The 16348-nt window shown below is 63.1% G+C and carries 15 protein-coding genes; 8 read left to right on the forward strand and 7 right to left on the reverse strand.

The features are described from left to right. Window positions 1-34 precede the first annotated feature (34 nt). Genes YUA_RS0120990 through YUA_RS0121005 form a run of 4 tightly spaced genes read left to right on the forward strand, consistent with a single transcriptional unit; the run spans window position 35 to window position 3187 of the window. Window positions 35-1204, forward strand: a complete 1170-nt coding sequence (locus tag YUA_RS0120990; protein ID WP_027532482.1) for an ABC transporter ATP-binding protein — start codon at window positions 35-37, stop codon at window positions 1202-1204. Continuing rightward, complete coding sequence (locus YUA_RS0120995; RefSeq protein WP_027532483.1) at window positions 1201-2112, forward strand: ABC transporter permease; 912 nt, start codon at window positions 1201-1203, stop codon at window positions 2110-2112. Before YUA_RS0120990 ends, YUA_RS0120995 begins: the two co-directional genes overlap by 4 nt. A 1-nt stretch (window position 2113) precedes the next feature. Next, a complete protein-coding gene (locus YUA_RS0121000) occupies window positions 2114-2926 on the forward strand; it encodes an ABC transporter permease (RefSeq protein WP_027532484.1) in 813 nt (270 codons plus the stop codon). Between the two features lie 12 nt (window positions 2927-2938). Next, entirely contained in the window at window positions 2939-3187 is a 249-nt protein-coding gene (locus YUA_RS0121005; protein ID WP_027532485.1) for a MafI family immunity protein, read from the forward strand. A gap of 8 nt (window positions 3188-3195) precedes the next feature. Here the strand turns inward: YUA_RS0121005 and YUA_RS0121010 are convergent, their stop codons facing one another. The 4 genes from YUA_RS0121010 to YUA_RS0121025 form a co-directional block, all read right to left on the reverse strand. Beyond that, window positions 3196-4062, reverse strand: coding sequence for a carbohydrate ABC transporter permease (locus tag YUA_RS0121010; protein ID WP_027532486.1), 867 nt, complete (start codon window positions 4060-4062; stop codon window positions 3196-3198). Continuing rightward, window positions 4059-4931 carry a carbohydrate ABC transporter permease gene (locus tag YUA_RS0121015; protein WP_027532487.1) on the reverse strand — a complete coding sequence of 291 codons (873 nt, stop codon included), beginning with the start codon at window positions 4929-4931 and terminating at the stop codon, window positions 4059-4061. The genes YUA_RS0121010 and YUA_RS0121015 overlap by 4 nt, the downstream gene beginning before the upstream one ends. 99 nt (window positions 4932-5030) lie before the next feature. Beyond that, the gene (locus tag YUA_RS0121020; protein WP_027532488.1) at window positions 5031-6416 is read right to left on the reverse strand and encodes an ABC transporter substrate-binding protein; all 1386 of its coding nucleotides are present in this window, start codon (window positions 6414-6416) and stop codon (window positions 5031-5033) included. Window positions 6417-6677: 261 nt separating this feature from the next. Then, window positions 6678-7670 (reverse strand): LysR family transcriptional regulator, encoded by a 993-nt coding sequence (locus tag YUA_RS0121025; RefSeq protein WP_051383286.1) that lies wholly within the window; start codon window positions 7668-7670, stop codon window positions 6678-6680. Window positions 7671-7776: 106 nt separating this feature from the next. Between YUA_RS0121025 and YUA_RS0121030 the strand changes: the two genes are divergently transcribed. Next, window positions 7777-8850, forward strand: a complete 1074-nt coding sequence (locus YUA_RS0121030) for a 4-oxalomesaconate tautomerase (RefSeq protein WP_027532490.1) — start codon at window positions 7777-7779, stop codon at window positions 8848-8850. 55 nt (window positions 8851-8905) lie between these two features. Further along, window positions 8906-10291, forward strand: coding sequence for a C4-dicarboxylate transporter DctA (dctA, locus tag YUA_RS0121035; RefSeq protein ID WP_084292732.1), 1386 nt, complete (start codon window positions 8906-8908; stop codon window positions 10289-10291). A 113-nt stretch (window positions 10292-10404) separates the two neighbouring features. Here dctA and YUA_RS0121040 read toward each other — a convergent pair whose 3' ends face one another. Beyond that, window positions 10405-12306 (reverse strand): AsmA family protein, encoded by a 1902-nt coding sequence (locus YUA_RS0121040; RefSeq protein WP_027532492.1) that lies wholly within the window; start codon window positions 12304-12306, stop codon window positions 10405-10407. A gap of 273 nt (window positions 12307-12579) precedes the next feature. On the opposite strand from YUA_RS0121040, the gene YUA_RS0121045 reads away from it, so the two are divergent. Both YUA_RS0121045 and YUA_RS0121050 read left to right on the forward strand, forming a co-directional pair. Further along, window positions 12580-13287, forward strand: a complete 708-nt coding sequence (locus YUA_RS0121045; protein WP_027532493.1) for a CoA transferase subunit A — start codon at window positions 12580-12582, stop codon at window positions 13285-13287. 15 nt (window positions 13288-13302) lie between these two features. Beyond that, window positions 13303-13953, forward strand: coding sequence for a 3-oxoacid CoA-transferase subunit B (locus tag YUA_RS0121050; protein ID WP_027532494.1), 651 nt, complete (start codon window positions 13303-13305; stop codon window positions 13951-13953). Window positions 13954-14164: 211 nt separating this feature from the next. Here the strand turns inward: YUA_RS0121050 and YUA_RS0121055 are convergent, their stop codons facing one another. Together YUA_RS0121055 and nirK are read right to left on the reverse strand one after the other, a co-directional pair. Next, the gene (locus tag YUA_RS0121055) at window positions 14165-15043 is read right to left on the reverse strand and encodes an SUMF1/EgtB/PvdO family nonheme iron enzyme (RefSeq protein ID WP_027532495.1); all 879 of its coding nucleotides are present in this window, start codon (window positions 15041-15043) and stop codon (window positions 14165-14167) included. 53 nt (window positions 15044-15096) lie between these two features. Continuing rightward, window positions 15097-16194, reverse strand: a complete 1098-nt coding sequence (gene nirK / locus YUA_RS0121060) for a copper-containing nitrite reductase (protein WP_027532496.1) — start codon at window positions 16192-16194, stop codon at window positions 15097-15099. Window positions 16195-16348 lie beyond the last annotated feature (154 nt).

Here is a 16348-nt window from a genome sequence, read left to right on the forward strand (position 1 = left end):
CTAGCGTGCGGCGGCATAGGGGTTGGCAGGGACCATGACTGACGAGTTGCCCAGAACGGACGCCGCGGCCGATGCGGCTGGAGATGCGCGCCCGGCCGCGGGTGAGCCGCTGTTGCGCATCGAGGGCGTGGCCAAGACGTTCGGGACGTTCCGTGCAGTCGACGGCGTATCGCTCGACATCAAGGCCGGTGAGTTCTTTGCGCTACTTGGCCCCAGCGGCTGCGGCAAGACCACGCTGCTGCGCATGCTCGCGGGCTTCGAAGCCCCGGATGAAGGGCGCATCCTGCTCGGCGGCAAGGACATCGCGCAGGCGCTGCCGCATAAGCGCCCGATCAACATGATGTTCCAGAACTACGCGCTGTTTCCGCATCTCACGGTCCGCGACAACGTCGCCTTCGGCCTCAGGCGCGCCGGCATGGCACGCGCCGACATCGCAACGCGCGTCGCGGAGATGGTCGCGCTGGTGAAGCTGGACGGGCTGGAGAAGCGCAAGCCTGATCAGCTCTCCGGCGGCCAGCGCCAGCGTGTCGCGCTGGCCCGCGCGCTGGCGCGGCGGCCACAATTGTTGCTGCTCGACGAGCCGCTCGCAGCCCTCGACAAGAAGCTGCGCGAGAATACGCAGGGCGAGCTGATGGAGCTCCAGCGCCGGCTCGGCATGACCTTCATCATCGTCACCCACGATCAGGAGGAGGCGATGACGATGGCGAGCCGGATCGGCGTGATGAACGCCGGCAGGCTCGCCCAGGTCGCTGGCCCCCGCGAGCTCTACGAGGCGCCGCGCTCGCGCTGGATCGCGGAGTTCGTCGGCGACATCAATCTGTTCGACGCAGAGTCCAAATTGCGCGACGGCCATCGCCTGGTCATTGGCACGCGCGATGCGGGTACGCTGGTGGTGGCCGAGCCGCGCCAGCCCGTCGGCGAGAGCAGATTTTCGGTCGCGATCCGCCCCGAGAAGATCAAGCTGTCGCGTCGTGGTCCCGTGCGCGAGGCCGGTCATGAAACCGCGATCAACCGGCTGGATGGCGTGATCGCCGACATCTGCTATCTCGGCGGCACCACCACCTACAAGGTGAAGCTCGATACCGGCGGTATGGTGCAGGCGTCGGTCGCCAACAGCGCGCGCCTCGATGTCGATGCCTATAGCCTGAACCAGCAGATCGTCGCCTGGTTCACGCCAGATGACTGCGTGGTGCTGCCGTCATGAGCGCGCGCCGGATTTTCGCGCGGCCGGCACGCTTTGCCGCGATCGCGCCCTATGTCTGGATGGCGCTGTTCTTCCTGGTGCCGTTCGGCTTCGTGCTGAAGATCAGCCTGTCGCAGACCGCGATTGCGCAGCCGCCTTACGAGCCGGTGTTCCACCTGACGGCCGGGTGGACGGCGATCCGGGCGGCCTTTGCCGCGCTGGGATTCGACAATTTCAGGCTGATCGCCTCCGACGACCTTTATCTGTTCGCCTATCTGCGCAGCCTCACCGTTGCGGTGACGGCGACCGCGTTGCTGCTGCTGATCGGCTATCCCATCGCGTACGGCATGGCGCGGCTGCCGAAGCGCTGGCAGGCGGTGGCGATGGTGCTGGTGATCGTGCCGTTCTGGACCTCGTTCCTGATCCGGATCTATGCCTGGATCAACATCCTCCAGCACGACGGCCTGCTCAATCAGATCCTGCTGGCGCTGCATCTGGTCAGCGAGCCGGTGGTGTGGCTGTCCACCGACACCGCGATGTATGTCGGCATCGTCTATTCCTATCTGCCGTTCATGATCCTGCCGCTCTACGCCACGCTCGCCAAGATGGAGCCGGCACTGGAGGAGGCGGCCAGTGATCTCGGCGCGCCGCGCTGGCAGGTGTTCTGGCTGGTGACTTTCCCGCTGTCGCTGCCGGGCGTCGGCGCCGGCGTGCTCTTGTGCTTCATCCCTGTTGTCGGCGAGTTCGTGATCCCGGATCTTCTCGCCGGCTCCAATTCGCTGATGATCGGCCAGACGCTATGGCTCGAATTCTTCACCAACAAGGATTGGCCGGTTGCATCGAGCGCGGCGATCGTGCTGCTCGTGGTGCTGCTGCTGCCGCTCCTGCTCTACGAGCGTCTGCAGCGGCGGCAGTTGGAGGAGCGGTGAGATGCGCAAAGTCTCTCGCCTGTCCCGCTTCAACATCGCTTCGCTCGCGCTGGGCCTCGCCTTCCTCTATCTGCCGATCCTCATTCTCGTCATCTATTCCTTCAACGCCTCGCGGCTGGTGACGGTGTGGGGCGGCTGGTCGCTGCGCTGGTACCACGAGTTCTTTGGCGACCGGGCCATGATCGAGGCGTCCTGGATGAGCCTGCGGGTCGCGGTCGCGTCCGCGACCATCGCCACGCTGATCGGCACGCTGGCCGCGGTGGCGCTGGCGCGCGGCGAGCGCTTTCGCGGCCGTACGTTGTTCTCCGGCATGCTCTATGCGCCGCTGGTGATGCCGGAGGTGATCACGGGATTGTCGCTGCTGCTGCTGTTCGTCGCGCTGAACGCCGAGCGCGGCTTCTGGACGGTGACGATCGCGCATACCACGTTGACGATGTGCTTCGTCGCCGTCGTCGTGCAGTCGCGCCTCGGCTCGCTCGACCGCTCGCTGGAGGAGGCGGCGATGGACCTCGGCTGCGCCCCCGTCCGCGCCTTCCTGTCGGTGACGCTGCCGTTGATCGCGCCTGCGATCGTCGCCGGATGGATGCTCGCCTTCACCCTCTCGCTCGACGATCTCGTGATTGCGAGTTTTACAACCGGTCCCGGTTCGGCGACCTTGCCGATCAGAATCTATTCCGAGGTACGGCTCGGCGTGAAGCCGGAGATCAATGCGATCTGCACCCTGGTGATCGCCCTGATCGCGGTCGTCATCGTCATCGCCTCGCTGGCTTCGAAACTGTCGAGCTCGCAGGGCGAGAGCGCGGCGCCGCTCTGAGGAACACTACAAATGGCAATCGATCGAGCCGTCCTATGGCGCCAACTGAAGGAGGGTCTCACCCATCTCCTCGACTCGATGGCACCCCAACTTGCTGCCGAAGACCGGAAGCTGGTGATGGAGTTCATCGACAATAGAGAATTTGGTTTGGCTCTGGAATGGCTACACTCCGTGATTGCTGAGAAGAACCTCCGGCCTTCGGCCAGCGAGGCGTCAGAAATTCAGCGACTAGCCGCGTTGATGCACATCGAACTGCCATAGGGGCGAGATCAGGACTTCACCGCACCCGCCGTCAGCCCGCCCACCATGTAGCGGCGGAAGGCGTAATAGACTGCGGCCGGCGGCAGGGCGTAGATGAAGCCGGTCGTCATCAGCAGCTCCCAGGGCGAGTCGTCGGCGGCGAGGAAGTTGCCGAGCGCGACGGGAAGCGTGATCTCGCGATCGTTCGAGAGCAGCAGGAACGCGTAGAGATATTCGTTCCAGGCGAGCAGCACCGCATAGGTGCCGATCGCGACCAGCGAAGGCATCATCAGCGGCAGATAGACCAGGCGGAAGATCTGCAGCGTGGTGGCACCGTCCATCACCGCGGCCTCGTCCAGCTCGACCGGCAGCTTGTCCGAGGCCTGCTTCAGCACCCAGATCGCGTAAGGCGAGGCGATCGTCACCATCGCCAGGATCAGCGCCCAGTGGTTGTTGAGCAGGCCGTAATTGCCCATGGTGCGGTACATCGGCACGGCAAGGAATGCCGCGGGGATGAAATAGGTGAACAGGGCGAGGTTTAGCACCATGCGCCCGCCGGGCACCTTCAGCCGCGAGATCGAGAACGCCGCGGCGGTGGCGATGAACAGCGTCAACGCGCCGACGGCCGCCGCGATCACCAGCGAATTCCAGAATTGAACGTAGAAGTCGCGCAGGAAATAGTGCTGCTGCCTGAATACGATTTCGAAATTGTGCAGCGTCGGATGGTCCGGCCACAGCTTGCCCGAGAACGCGTCCTCCTTCGGGGAGATCGCGAACAGGAACATGTGGTAGATCGGGATCATCGTCCACAGGAAGACCGGAATGCCGATCAGGAGCAGCCGCGCTTCCGTCGCGACGTCGCGCCAGGAAAATTCGCTTACGCCGGGAAACTTCATCGCGACAACCGTTTCATCATGAAATACACGAGCGGCAGGACGAACGGCATCGCGCAGACGATGGAGGCCATCGCGAGCGAGAGCTGGTCGAGCCGGAGATAGCGGATACCGAGCGTCGACAGCACGTGCGTGAGGTCGGCCGGGCCGCCGCCGGTGAGCAGATAGACGCTGTTGAAATCGCCGAGCGTCCAGATCATCGAGAGCAGCGTGCAGGTGATGTAGAGCGTCTGCATCGACGGCCAGGTGATGAAGCGGAATTTCTGCCACCAGCTGGCGCCATCGACCTCGGCGGCCTCGAACAGGTCGTGCGCGATCGCGAGGCGCCCGGTGATCAGGATCAGCGTCCAGAACGGCAGCGACTTCCAGATGTGCACGCCGATCGCCATGGTCAGCGCCACGGTCGGGTCGTTCAGCCAGTTCGGGCCGTCATCGCCGGTGAAGGAGAAGATCAGGTGGTTGATCACGCCCCATTCGGGATTGAGCATGAAGCGGACCGACAGGATGGTCGGGATCGACGGCACCGCCCAAGGCAGGATGAAGATCACCGAGAGCCATTTGATCCAGGTGCGCTGCTGGGCGAAGAAGCCGGACAGGAACAGCGCGATCAGCATCTTGATGTTGATGCCGATGACCAGGAAGATCAGCGTATTGACCGCAGCGCGCGCGAAGATCGGGTCGTTATAGAGCGCGACATAGTTCGACGGGGCCCGCGCCAGCCACAGCCCGTAGCAGACGGGATAGACGACGAAGGCGAGGAAAACGAGCAGATAGGGCGCGAGCAGCGCGATGCCCCAGACCTGCGCCGGGGTCAGCCGCGGCGACAGGGGCGGGGCGGGGATCGACTGATCGCCAGAGAGAGTGATCGCCATTCTTTTAGGACTCTTTGAAAGGACTTCCGGCCGCACGAGGCGGCCGGTGTTAGCGTTTTGCCTCTCCTCGCGCCAGCGAGGAGAGGAAGAAAGAGAAACTTAGCCTGCAACCTGCTTGATGCGGGCAATCAGCTCGTCGACGGCCTTGTCGACCGGGACCTTCTCGCTGACGACCCGGTTCATCGCCTTGGCCCAGACGTTCTCGTTGTTCAGGATCGTGAACTTCCAGTTCTTGGTGAAGTCGAACGGCGCGGTGCCGCCGGTGAACTGGGTGTAGACCGCTTTGCGGTGGCGGTCGGACTGCCAGAACGGGCTCGCCTGGCTTTCCTTGGTCACCGGGAACCAGCGGCCAAGTGCGCCCTCGATATAGGGACGGACGTTATCTTCCTGGAGCAGGAAGCTGATGAACTGCTTGCCCTCCGCCTTGTTCTTGGCTGCGGCGAACATCAGCCCGGTCTTCACGTCGGAGCGGTAGCGGATGGTCGAACCATCCGGGGCCTTCGGAAAGGACGCGGTGATGATGTCCTGCTCATAGGCCTTCTTGCCGGCATCGCGCTGCTCCTGGGTGAGGGCCTGGTTCTGCGAGTCCTCGTACCATTTCGCCGCGATCGAGATCGTGAAATTGTGGGTCATCACGATGGTCTTGTTGTGGAACGCGACGTTGTTGTCCGGGTCCTTCCAGGTCGTCGAGGACGGCGGGGTGCAACCCTTGATGTAGGTGTCGGTGTAGTCCTTCATCGCCTTGATCAGGTTCTCGCGGACCTTGGGATCGTCGACCGTGAGCTTGCCGTCATCATCGACCAGCTTGACGTGGTAGGCGTCCATGAAGGTGTAGAAAGACTGGAAGGCGTCGGTCGATTCCACGCCCATCGGCTGGCCGACGGCATAGATGCGCTGGCCGGTGGCCTTGCGGATCGCCGGCTGCACCTTGTCGCACCAGAAGCTCCAGTAGCCTTCCCAATCATTCGGGATGTCGCTCTGCTTGAAGCCCGCTTTCTCCAGCATGTCGTTCCAGATCTGGACGTGCATGCTCTGTTGCTTCAGCGGGAAGCCATAATAGGCCTTCTTCTTGGTGACGTCGTTATAGAGGATCGAGGCGTCCAGCGTGTTCTGCACGAACCGGTCCTTGATCGGCTCCATGACGTCGGTCAGATCCTCGAGCTTGCCCTCGTAGGCCCACTTGCCCTGCGCCTGCACATCATAGGAATCGGAATAGGCGACATCGGGCACGGTGCCGGCGTCGAGCGCTGCGACCGTCTTCGGAATCATGTCCTGGATCGCGTACTGCGACAATTCGACCTTGATACCGGTTTTTGCTTCGAACTTCTTGATGGTCTCGATCAGTGCGTCGTCTTCGGACCTGTAGAAGCCCTTGGCAAACCACACCGTAATCGTCTTTTGCTGCGCAAATGCGGGTGCAGCGGCTGCAAACAGCCCAGCTGCAGCGACCGCCAGTGATACAGCGCCAATAATCTTGGATTTCACGTTTTTCTCCCTCAAGCCGCCGGTGTTTTAACCGGTCGGCAAAAACACTAGCGCATGGCCGCTATCCGATCTAGCGGCATGTTGTCAGACCTAGGTCGAGGGGGATCGGGCTCTCGGAGATGCTTAACGCGGCGCATCAATGCGATCGCCGCATCAATTCGTGGCAATCAATTCGCCTCTTGCTGTTCTGGCTTAGGGCGGGCTGCCTCGAGGAACTCCAGTTCAAGGGGAACGGTCATGCACCGCTGCACGGGCAAGCTGTCAGCGCTTCCCCTTCATACCGGTCGACACGGCATTCGAACTTGCCTCAGCGGACCGGGACCGCGGCTTGCCATGCCCGCCCGTCCCGGAAGGAGAGCGCCATGCCTCGAGGAGCATCTTGAGAAACTGGCTGGCATGAGGAGATAGTGTCGCCCCGCGCCTGCGCACGATTCCGATCGTCCGCGATACTTCCGGCTCGATCAACCGAATGGTGTGAATGATCGGATGACCGGCCGCCGGCGTCGCGAGCCTCGGTAGCACGGCAATGCCCAGCCCCGCTTCGACTAGGCCAAGCGAGCCGGAGAGGTGAGCGACTTCATAGGACCAGTTCAGCTGCAGGCCGTGTCGCGCCAGCGCATTGTCGATCAACGCGCGATTGCCGCTGTTACGACCGACGGTGATGATTCGATGCGACACGATCTCCGACCAACTTACCTGTTTGCGCGATGCCAACGGATGATCATGACGGCAGGCCAGGACGAAAGGATCCTCGACCAGTTTCTCAAATTCGATTTCGGCGTGCGAGGCGCCAATGAAATTGATACCGAAATCGGCTTCTCCGCGCGCGACCGCTTCCAGGCCCTCATTGGCTCCGATGTCCAGAATCCGGATGCGAATGCGCGGATACGCTTCGGCGAACCGGCCGATCGCACGCGGCAGGAAATAGAACACGGCTGTCGGCACCGCAGCCACCGAGACCAAGCCTGAACTTCGCGCGCCGATATCGTGAATGGCGAGCACCGAGGTCTCGAACTCGTCGATGAGGCGACGCACTTTCGGCAGGAAGTCGCGCCCCGTCATGGTCAGATTGACGTGGCGCGTCGACCGTTCGAGCAACGGCGCACCGAGGCTTTCTTCCAGTTTTTGAATGCGCCGGCTGAGCGCCGGCTGCGACAGGTTCAGCGCCTTGGCGGTCCGGACAAAGCTTCCCGTCTCCGCCACGGTGATGAATGCTTTGAGGTCGAGCAGTTCTGCGTTCACGGCGCGCTCCATTATACCTATATGCGGAATAATACCTCAGATATTTGCATTTTACAAAAGAGTTCTGACGGACGATGCTCCGGTTCGAGCGAGGATGTCGACGAACGGAAACAGCTTCATGAATGATCAGATTGCCATTCCGTGTGTGGTCATGCGCGGAGGAACCTCACGCGGGCCGTTTTTTCTGGCCAGCGATCTTCCGGCCGACCCCAGCTTGCGCGACGCCATCCTGCTGTCTGTGATGGGAGGTGGGCACGATCTTGGAATAGACGGTATCGGCGGCGGCAATGCCGTTATCAACAAGGTTGCGATCATTGGACCGGGATCGGTGCCCGGCGCCGATGTTGATTACCTGTTTGCCCAGGTGCGGGTGCGTGAAGGGATCGTCGATACCTCGCCCAACTGCGGAAATATGCTGGCGGCGGTGGGGCCGTTCGCAATTGAAGCCGGGCTGGTCGCCGCCGCCGCAGATCGCACCCATGTGCGCATCCACAATGTCAACACCGGCAAGCTGATTGACGCGATGGTTGCCACCCCCGGAGGGCGGGTGACCTACGAGGGCGAGGCGAGGATCGACGGTGTACCGGGAACGGCCGCCGCGATCGAACTGTCGTTTCCCAACGCGGCCGGCGCACGCACCGGTCGCCTCCTGCCCACGGGGCGACCGGTCGACCGCATCGAAGGGATCGATGTGACCTGCATCGACGCGGCCATGCCCGTGATGCTGGTCCGCGCGGCGGATCTTGGCTGCAGTGGGGGCGAGGCACCCTCGGATTTCACCGACAGCTACTTCCGCGCGCGTCTCGAAGGCTTGCGCATCGAGGCTGGACGCCGGATGGGCTTTCCGAATTCTGCGGCAATGGTGATCCCAAAACCGGTTCTGATTGCGTCCGCAAGCGAGGCGACGTTGAACACCCGGTACTTCATGCCACACGACTGCCATCGCGCGCTGGCGGTGACCGGCGCTGTCGCGATTGCGATTGCCTGTGTCACGCCCGGAACGATTGCCGCAGAGATGGTGGGACCGCTGGCGCCGCCGGTGCCGATCACGCTAGCCCATCCCTCCGGCCAGCTCGTCGTTCGGCTGGAGCCCGGCCCGGTTGCCCGGGTGCAGCGGACAGCGCGGCGAATCTTCGAGGGCCACGTGTTCGCCCGTCGGTCGCACATTGCTCATTCGGTCCTGGCGGCCTGAAGCCGGCCGCCTCCGGAGTCATCAAGAAAAAATCAAAGCCATGGGAGAAACGAGAATGCACAAGGAAGCGCTGGTTGAGCATCCGAGCATTGAGGCGCGAAAGCCGTTCTATCGGGTTCTCTACGTTCAGGTATTGATCGGTCTCATGCTGGGTGTCCTCACGGGCCATTTCTGGCCCGAATTCGGCGCCGCGCTGAAGCCCCTCGGAGACGGCTTCGTCAAGCTGGTGAAGATGATGATCGCGCCAATCGTGTTCTGCACCATTGTCAGCGGCATCAACAGCATTAGCGATTCGCGCGAGATCGCCCGCACGCTGGTGAAATCCATGGCGCTGTTCTACCTGCTGACCGTGCTCGCACTGCTGGCCGGGCTGATCGCCGTATCGCTGATCCAGCCGGGCGTGGGCATGCATGTTTCCGTCAATACGCTGGATCCGTCCGTGGCCGCGAAATTCACCAAGCCGGCAGGTGCGACCGGATTTGCGGACTTCCTGCTGCACATCATCCCGCATTCGTTCTTTGGAGCGTTCGCCGATGGCGAAGTGCTCCCGGTGCTGCTGCTCTCCGTCGTGATCGCCTTTGGTCTGAGCCGCGCCGGCGACGGCGGTGTCGTGGTGGCAAAGGCAATCGCCTCGTTCTCGCAGGTGCTGTTTGTGTCCTTCGGCTTCATCATGAAACTCGCCCCGCTCGGCGCCTTTGGCGCCATGGCGTTCACGGTGGGCCGCTACGGCATCCGTTCGATTGGTTCGCTCGGACTGCTGATCCTGACATTCTATATCGCCTGCTCCGTCTTCGTGATCGTCGTGCTTGGTACGCTGGCGCGGCTGAACGGCTTCAGCCTGTGGAAGACCATCCGCTACTTCAAGGAAGAACTGCTGATCGTGCTCGGCACGTCGTCGTCGGAGCCGGCGCTGCCCGGCGCGCTGCGCAAGCTGGAGCAGCTCGGATGCCGAAAGGGCGTGTCCGGGCTCGTGTTGCCGATGGGCTACTCCTTCAATCTGGACGGCAGCGCCATCTATCTCACCTTGGCGTCCATCTTCATTGCGCAGGCCTGCGACATCCATTTGTCATGGGGGCAGATCGCCGCGATGCTGGGACTGATGCTGCTGACGTCCAAAGGGGCAGCCGGTGTCACCGGCAGCGGCTTCGTCGCGCTTGTTGCGACCCTCTCCGTCATGCCGGATTTGCCCGTGACCGGCGTGGCGCTGCTTGTCGGCATCGACCGCTTCATGTCGGAGGCGCGGGCGCTGACCAGCATGATCAGCAATTGTGTCGCAGCCATCACCGTCTCGCTGTGGGAGGACGCTTGTGACCGCGAGGTGTTGGCCCGCGAACTGGGACAGAACGGCACTCTCAAGGTCGAGGCGGAACCAAAGATTGGCGAGGCAGCAGAGGTGCAGGAGGACAAGATCTGGATTTCGACGACGCAGTCCGCCGCTTGACGCCGCGTCTGGTTGAAATCGGTCGCGATATTCCGTTTGGCAAATCGAATTGGCAAGTCGAACCGGCGCGCAGGCTGCCAACCCAAAAAGAGTAACGTTCATCACTCTAGGGCCTAGTTGGATTTGGCGTTTTCCTTGGTGTTTTCCTTCGCGTTCTCCGCCGTCGGCGATCCCTCCGGCGCCTGTCGCTTTCCGCCGGTGATGCGCTGCTTCAGCAGGTCGAGGAAAGGAGATGCTGCGGGCGAGTGCCGGATCAGGGCCTCGGGATCGGGGAAGATCAGCGGATCGTCCCAGGGGCCCTGCACCATGAACGGCAGTTGAAAGCCGGACGTCGTGTTGAGGCTCGCCACACCCTTCATGTCGTATTCACGCGTCGGCACCGATGCGGTGCCGGTCAGCGTGATCTTCGCAGCCGGCCCCTCGATGCGGATATCCTCGGCGGTGGCGATTCCGTCGGCGAATTTCACGGCAATGGTGAGATTGTCGTAGGGCGTCGAGCCGTTGCGGAAATTGCCGCCGCCGGACAATGGCCGGCGTTCCAGCCGCTTCAGCAACTGCTCGGCATTGAAGCCTGCGATCGCGCCGTCATGCCCGATCACGGTGGCGGTGCCGTCGAGCGACTGCACCAGGCCGAACGGGCTCGAGCCGGAAGCGAGCAGCGACACGTTGATATTGCCCCGGCCGGACAGCTTGTTGAGGCCGAACAGTTCGGAGGCGCAGGCCTGGAGGTCGACGTCCGTGAACTGGAATTGCGCCTTGATGTCGGCAACCGTGTCCGCGCGCGAGATGCCGAACGAGCCCTTGGCGATGCCGCCATAGACCTGCGCCTCGCCGACCGAGAGCGCCAGGGTGCCGTTGCGCAAATTGGCGCCGATCGCGGTGCGGCCGAGCTTCGTGGGGCCGACCGTCAGCTTGGCGGCCGAGAGGCGCATGTCGAGGTCGGTGCTCGAAAGCCCGTTGAGATCGAACAGCTGCCTGTTCCAGTCGCGCGCACCGCTCGCGAGCAGGCGGAAGGTGGAGATATAAGGTGTGAAGTCGAGCGCGTCGGCGGCGAGTGTCGCCTGCAGCGTCTGCCGGCCGTTATTGGCGTAGGTCATGACGCCTTCGGCGGTGTTGCCGTCGAGCTCGACATTGACATTGGTGAGCGCGATCGAGGCGCCGACGACATTGGCGCGCGCCTTCAGCGCGAAGCGGCCGAATCCGCCGCTGCCGGGCTGCGGCTGGCCGGTCCAGCGCAGCGCGTTGCGCAGCGATGGGCTGTCGATGGTGAGCGTACCCTCCATCATCGGGCTGGTGCGGTTGGCGACGCTGCCATCGAAGGCGAGCTTGAGCGGCGCGCTGGCGATCCGCGCCTTCAGGCCCGAGCGGTCGCCCGAGAGCGCCGCGACGAAATCGGCAAAGCTGATCGAGCCGTCGACGCGCTCGCCGCGCCAGTCGAACTGCCCGGTCGCGGCAAAGGAGCGCGAGATCGAGGGCCAGGCCAGCGACAGGTCGATGTCCTCGAACTTCTCGGTGGCGTTTGTGGCGGCGTCCTCGTAATTGAGCACGCCGTCCTGGATCCTGATCTCGGAGAACGAGACCTGGTTGTCGGCGCCGGGCTTCATCGTGCGCGCAATGGTCTGGATGAAAGGTGTCCAGTTGCTCTCGCCATCCGGCTTGAGGCTGACATGGATGCGCGGCCGCAGCAGCGTCAGGTCGGCGATCTCGAACCGTTGCAGCAATAGCGGCAGGAGCCTGAGATTGGCGGTGAGCACGTCGACATGGAGCGCGGGGTCTGCGGTGCCGCCGCCCTTGAGGCCGACGTCATGGAAGGAAATGTAGCTTGCTGGCAGCACGGAAATGTCGATGCTGCCTGCCACGCTGAGCTCGAGCCCGGTGACGTCGCGGATCTGCGCTTCCACCGCCTTGCGCAGCGCGTCGCGGTTGATGAGCCAGGAGGTCGCGATCAGGGCGATCAGCGCCACGCCGAGCAGCGCCGCGATCGGCGTCCCGAGGCGCTTGATTCCTTGAGCCATGGTCAATGGCATGTCCTGAACGGGTTGGTCGCTGGAGCCAGAAGGGCGGAGCGGGAAACCTGCGCGCCCCCACGCCCAACCCCCGCAACTTGATGGGTTTTCTTGTCGCTTTCAAGGCCGTGGACGGGTCTGCCCACGGTGTGGGCAGCTTCTACCACCGCCTCGCGGAACGGAGAACCCCGTATCATTGACGGCTTTGGAGGAATTCGCCTAATAATCGCCGTCAATAAGGCGCGACGCCTGCAGGCCGCAGCTTCAGTCGAGGGTTTTTGCATGAACAAGGTCTATCCCGACGCCAAGTCGGCTCTTGAGGGCGTTCTCAAGGACAACATGATGATCATGTCGGGTGGCTTCGGCCTCTGCGGCATTGCCGAGGTGCTGTCGGACGCGATCCGCGAATCCGGCGTGAAGGGTCTGACCGTTGTCTCGAACAATGCGGGCGTTGACGGCATCGGGCTCAGCCGCCTGCTGGAAACCCGCCAGATCAAGAAGATGATCTCGTCCTATGTCGGCGAGAACAAGCTGTTCGCCCAGCAATTCCTCGCCGGCGAGCTGGAACTCGAATTCAATCCGCAGGGCACGCTGGCCGAGCGCATCCGCGCCGGTGGCGCCGGCATCCCGGCCTTCTACACCAAGACCGGCGTCGGCACGCTGATCGCCGAAGGCAAGGAAGTGAAGGAGTTCGACGGCGAGAAGTACCTGATGGAGCGCGGCCTGTTCGCCGACCTCGCCATCGTGCACGCCTGGAAGGGCGACACCGCCGGCAATCTGATCTACCGCAAGACCGCGCGCAACTTTAACCCGATGATGGCGACCGCCGCCAAGGTCACGGTGGCCGAGGTCGAGCATCTGGTTCCCGCCGGTGAACTCAACCCCGACCACATCCATACGCCCGGCATTTTCGTGAAGCGCATCGTCGAGGTCGGCACGGCCAAGAAGCGCATCGAATTCCGCAACACCCGCCCGCGCACCGCAGCTTGAGATCAGGAGAATAAGATGGCCTGGACCCGTGAACAGATGGCTGCGCGTGCCGCGAAAGAATTGCGTGACGGCTACTACGTCAATCTCGGCATCGGCATTCCGACGCTGGTTTCGAACTACATTCCTGATGGCGTCGACGTCAGCCTCCAGAGCGAGAACGGCATGCTCGGCATGGGCCCGTTCCCCTATGAGGACGAGGTCGATGCCGACCTCATCAATGCCGGCAAGCAGACCGTGAGCGAGCTGCCCTCGACCTCCTATTTCTCCAGCGCGGATTCCTTCGGCATGATCCGCGGCGGCCACATGGATCTGTCGATCCTCGGCGCCATGCAGGTGGCCCAGAACGGCGATCTCGCCAACTGGATGATTCCCGGCAAGATGGTCAAGGGCATGGGCGGCGCGATGGACCTCGTCGCCGGCGTCAAACGCGTCGTCGTGGTGATGGAGCATTCCGCCAAGGACGGCCCCAAGCTCTTGAAGAAGTGCAATCTGCCGCTGACCGGTGAGCGCGTGGTCGACATGGTCGTCACCGATCTCGCCGTGTTCACCATCGACAAGCACGGTGACGGCGGCATGGCGCTGATTGAGCTCGCCGACGGCGTCACGCTCGACGAAGTCAAGTCCAAGACCGAGGCCGAATTCCGCGTCGCGCTGAAGAACACGTAAGGTCTTCGCAGAGAACGATCAGGAATGGTCCGGGCTTCGTCCCAGCCATTTTCGTTTGAGTTTGTAGGGTGGGCAAAGGCGCGATAGCGCTGTGCCCACCATCTATCCAGGCGCGTCTTAAAAGTCGGTGGGCACGCTTCGCTTTGCCCACCCTACGGTGGCCACGCGAGTGGCGCACCTGTATCCATGACGTCATCGCGAGTGCGTGGGTTTACGACCTCGCCATCCACATCCTGCTCCACCGTGCCGAGACGCTCGCCACCCACGATCGCTCCTCGCGCACCAGGCGAAATCCAAGATTCGCAGGCGGGACGCCTTGCGCGCAGCCGCCGGCACGGGCGTCGCGGATGAAATCGGTGACATACGCCCGGTGCGCGCCTTCGGCGACGCGCACGCCGCAATTCACGGTGGGGCGGCCGGCCTTGCCGGCCTCGTCGACACGCGAGCGCACGAAGCAGGTCGAGGTCCACTCCCAGACATTGCCGGCGAGATCGGACACGCCACGCTCGTTCAGGCCGAACTTGCCGAACGGATAGGCCGTGGTGTCGGAGAGGTCGCGTTCGGATTCGCGCTCGTAGCGGTTGATCCAGCGTTTTGCGGGATCGTCTGCGTCGACCGGCGCGCCGTCATCCCTGAACTTCGAGCCCGCCGCAAAGGCCCATTCCGCATCGCTCGGCAGGCGATAATGGTGGCCGCTCTTGCGCGATAGCCAGCTCGCATAGGCTTGGGCATCGTGCCAGCTCACTTGCACCGCGGGACGGTCGGGCGCGATCGTCACGCCGCGATCGAGCGCATGGCATTCGCCGTCCCGCACGCAAAGCTGGTAATCGGCGGAGGAAACCTGCTCGCGCATGATGTGGAGTGGCTTCCTAAATTGCAATGCACGCAGCGGCGCCTCGGCCTGCTGCCCGGCACGCGTGAAATCGCCGGCCTCGCGATAGGCGAAGCTGCCCGCGGCGATCTCGACGATACCAGGCTCGCCCTGCGCACCGTGCGTCGACATCTCGGAGACCAGCGGCGCAACCGCCAGCGGCCCCGCGAACCCGGCCGCGCAGGCGAGCAGCAATTTGAGCTTGAATGCAATCAGCATGGTCATTCCCCCGAAAGAAGAAGGGGCCGGTGATGACCGGCCCCTTGTCGCGTCTAGTTGGTATTGGGAGACGGTATCTCCGCAGGCGCCTTCACCTGGGTCATCAGATCGTCGTTCCACTTGCCTTCGACCTTGAAGTGCGCGGTGGCGCCGAGATCTGCGGCCTCGATCAGATTATGCGTGACATAGGCGTAGATGCCGGGCTGCAGGAATTTGTACATCGCAGCTCCCGCCGAGCCGCCGCGGATGAACCAGGTTTCGAGCCCGGTCTCCGGCGGGTTGGAGAACTTTCCGGTCTCCCAGACATAGTCGCCATGGCCGCCGATCAGATGCGGACGGCTGTCGCGATTGGCCTGCGAATGCACGATCAGCACGTTCTCGCCGACCTTGGCCGTCAGCGCGTTCTTGCCGGTGAGCGCGCCGACCTTACCGTTGAACACGACGTGGGAGGGGATCAGCTTCTTCATCACCTCTTCGGTGTCGGTGAAGGCATCACCCGGCGAGTCGTAGGACTTGAAATTGCCCTTCTCGTCGCGCGGCACGTACATGTCCTGCTCGCCGACATAGTAGACCTTGTCGTATTTCAGCGCGTGGCCCTTGCCGTCGTTCAGTCCGTCGCGCGGCAGCACCATCACGGCGCCGTTCATGCCGGAAACGACGTGCCAGGGGATCATCGGGCCGCCCGGGGCGCAGTGATAGACGAACACACCGGTCCGCGTCGCCTTCCAGCGCAGTACGACCTGCTCGCCGGGATTGACCAGCGTGAGCGCGCCGCCACCCAGCGCACCGGTCGCGGAGTGGAAGTCGATGTTGTGCGGCATGGTATTGGTCGCGGGATTGACCAGCGTCAGCTCGACATAGTCGCCTTCATGCACGACCATCATCGGGCCCGGCATCGACCCGTTGAAGGTCATGGCCTGGAAGGTCGTGCCCTTGTCATCGATGACCACCTTCTTCTCCTCGATGGTCATCTTGAATTCCATGATCTTGGGACCTTGCGTCGCGGCCTGCTCGTGCGCGTGCACGAAGGGCGGGGCGACCAGCTCGACCTTCTGCCGCGGCAGCTTGAGATCGTTGGCAGCGAAGACGGGTGTCGCGAGCATCAGAGCGGTCGCGGCGGCGCTGATCAATGCGGCCCTGCGGGTGAACATCGGAAGCATCCTTCATGTGAAAGGGTTTTGATGACGGATGCAGTGTGCGCCTATCCACGCAAGAGTGTTTGCGCTGCGACAAGGTTCTGCCTGGATTCGCCTCCGATAAGAACCCTAAGAGGTTTACCGAAATGCGACTCCGGCGCCCGGACTT

It is taken from the genome of Bradyrhizobium sp. WSM3983, assembly GCF_000473045.1.
Lineage (GTDB): Bacteria > Pseudomonadota > Alphaproteobacteria > Rhizobiales > Xanthobacteraceae > Bradyrhizobium.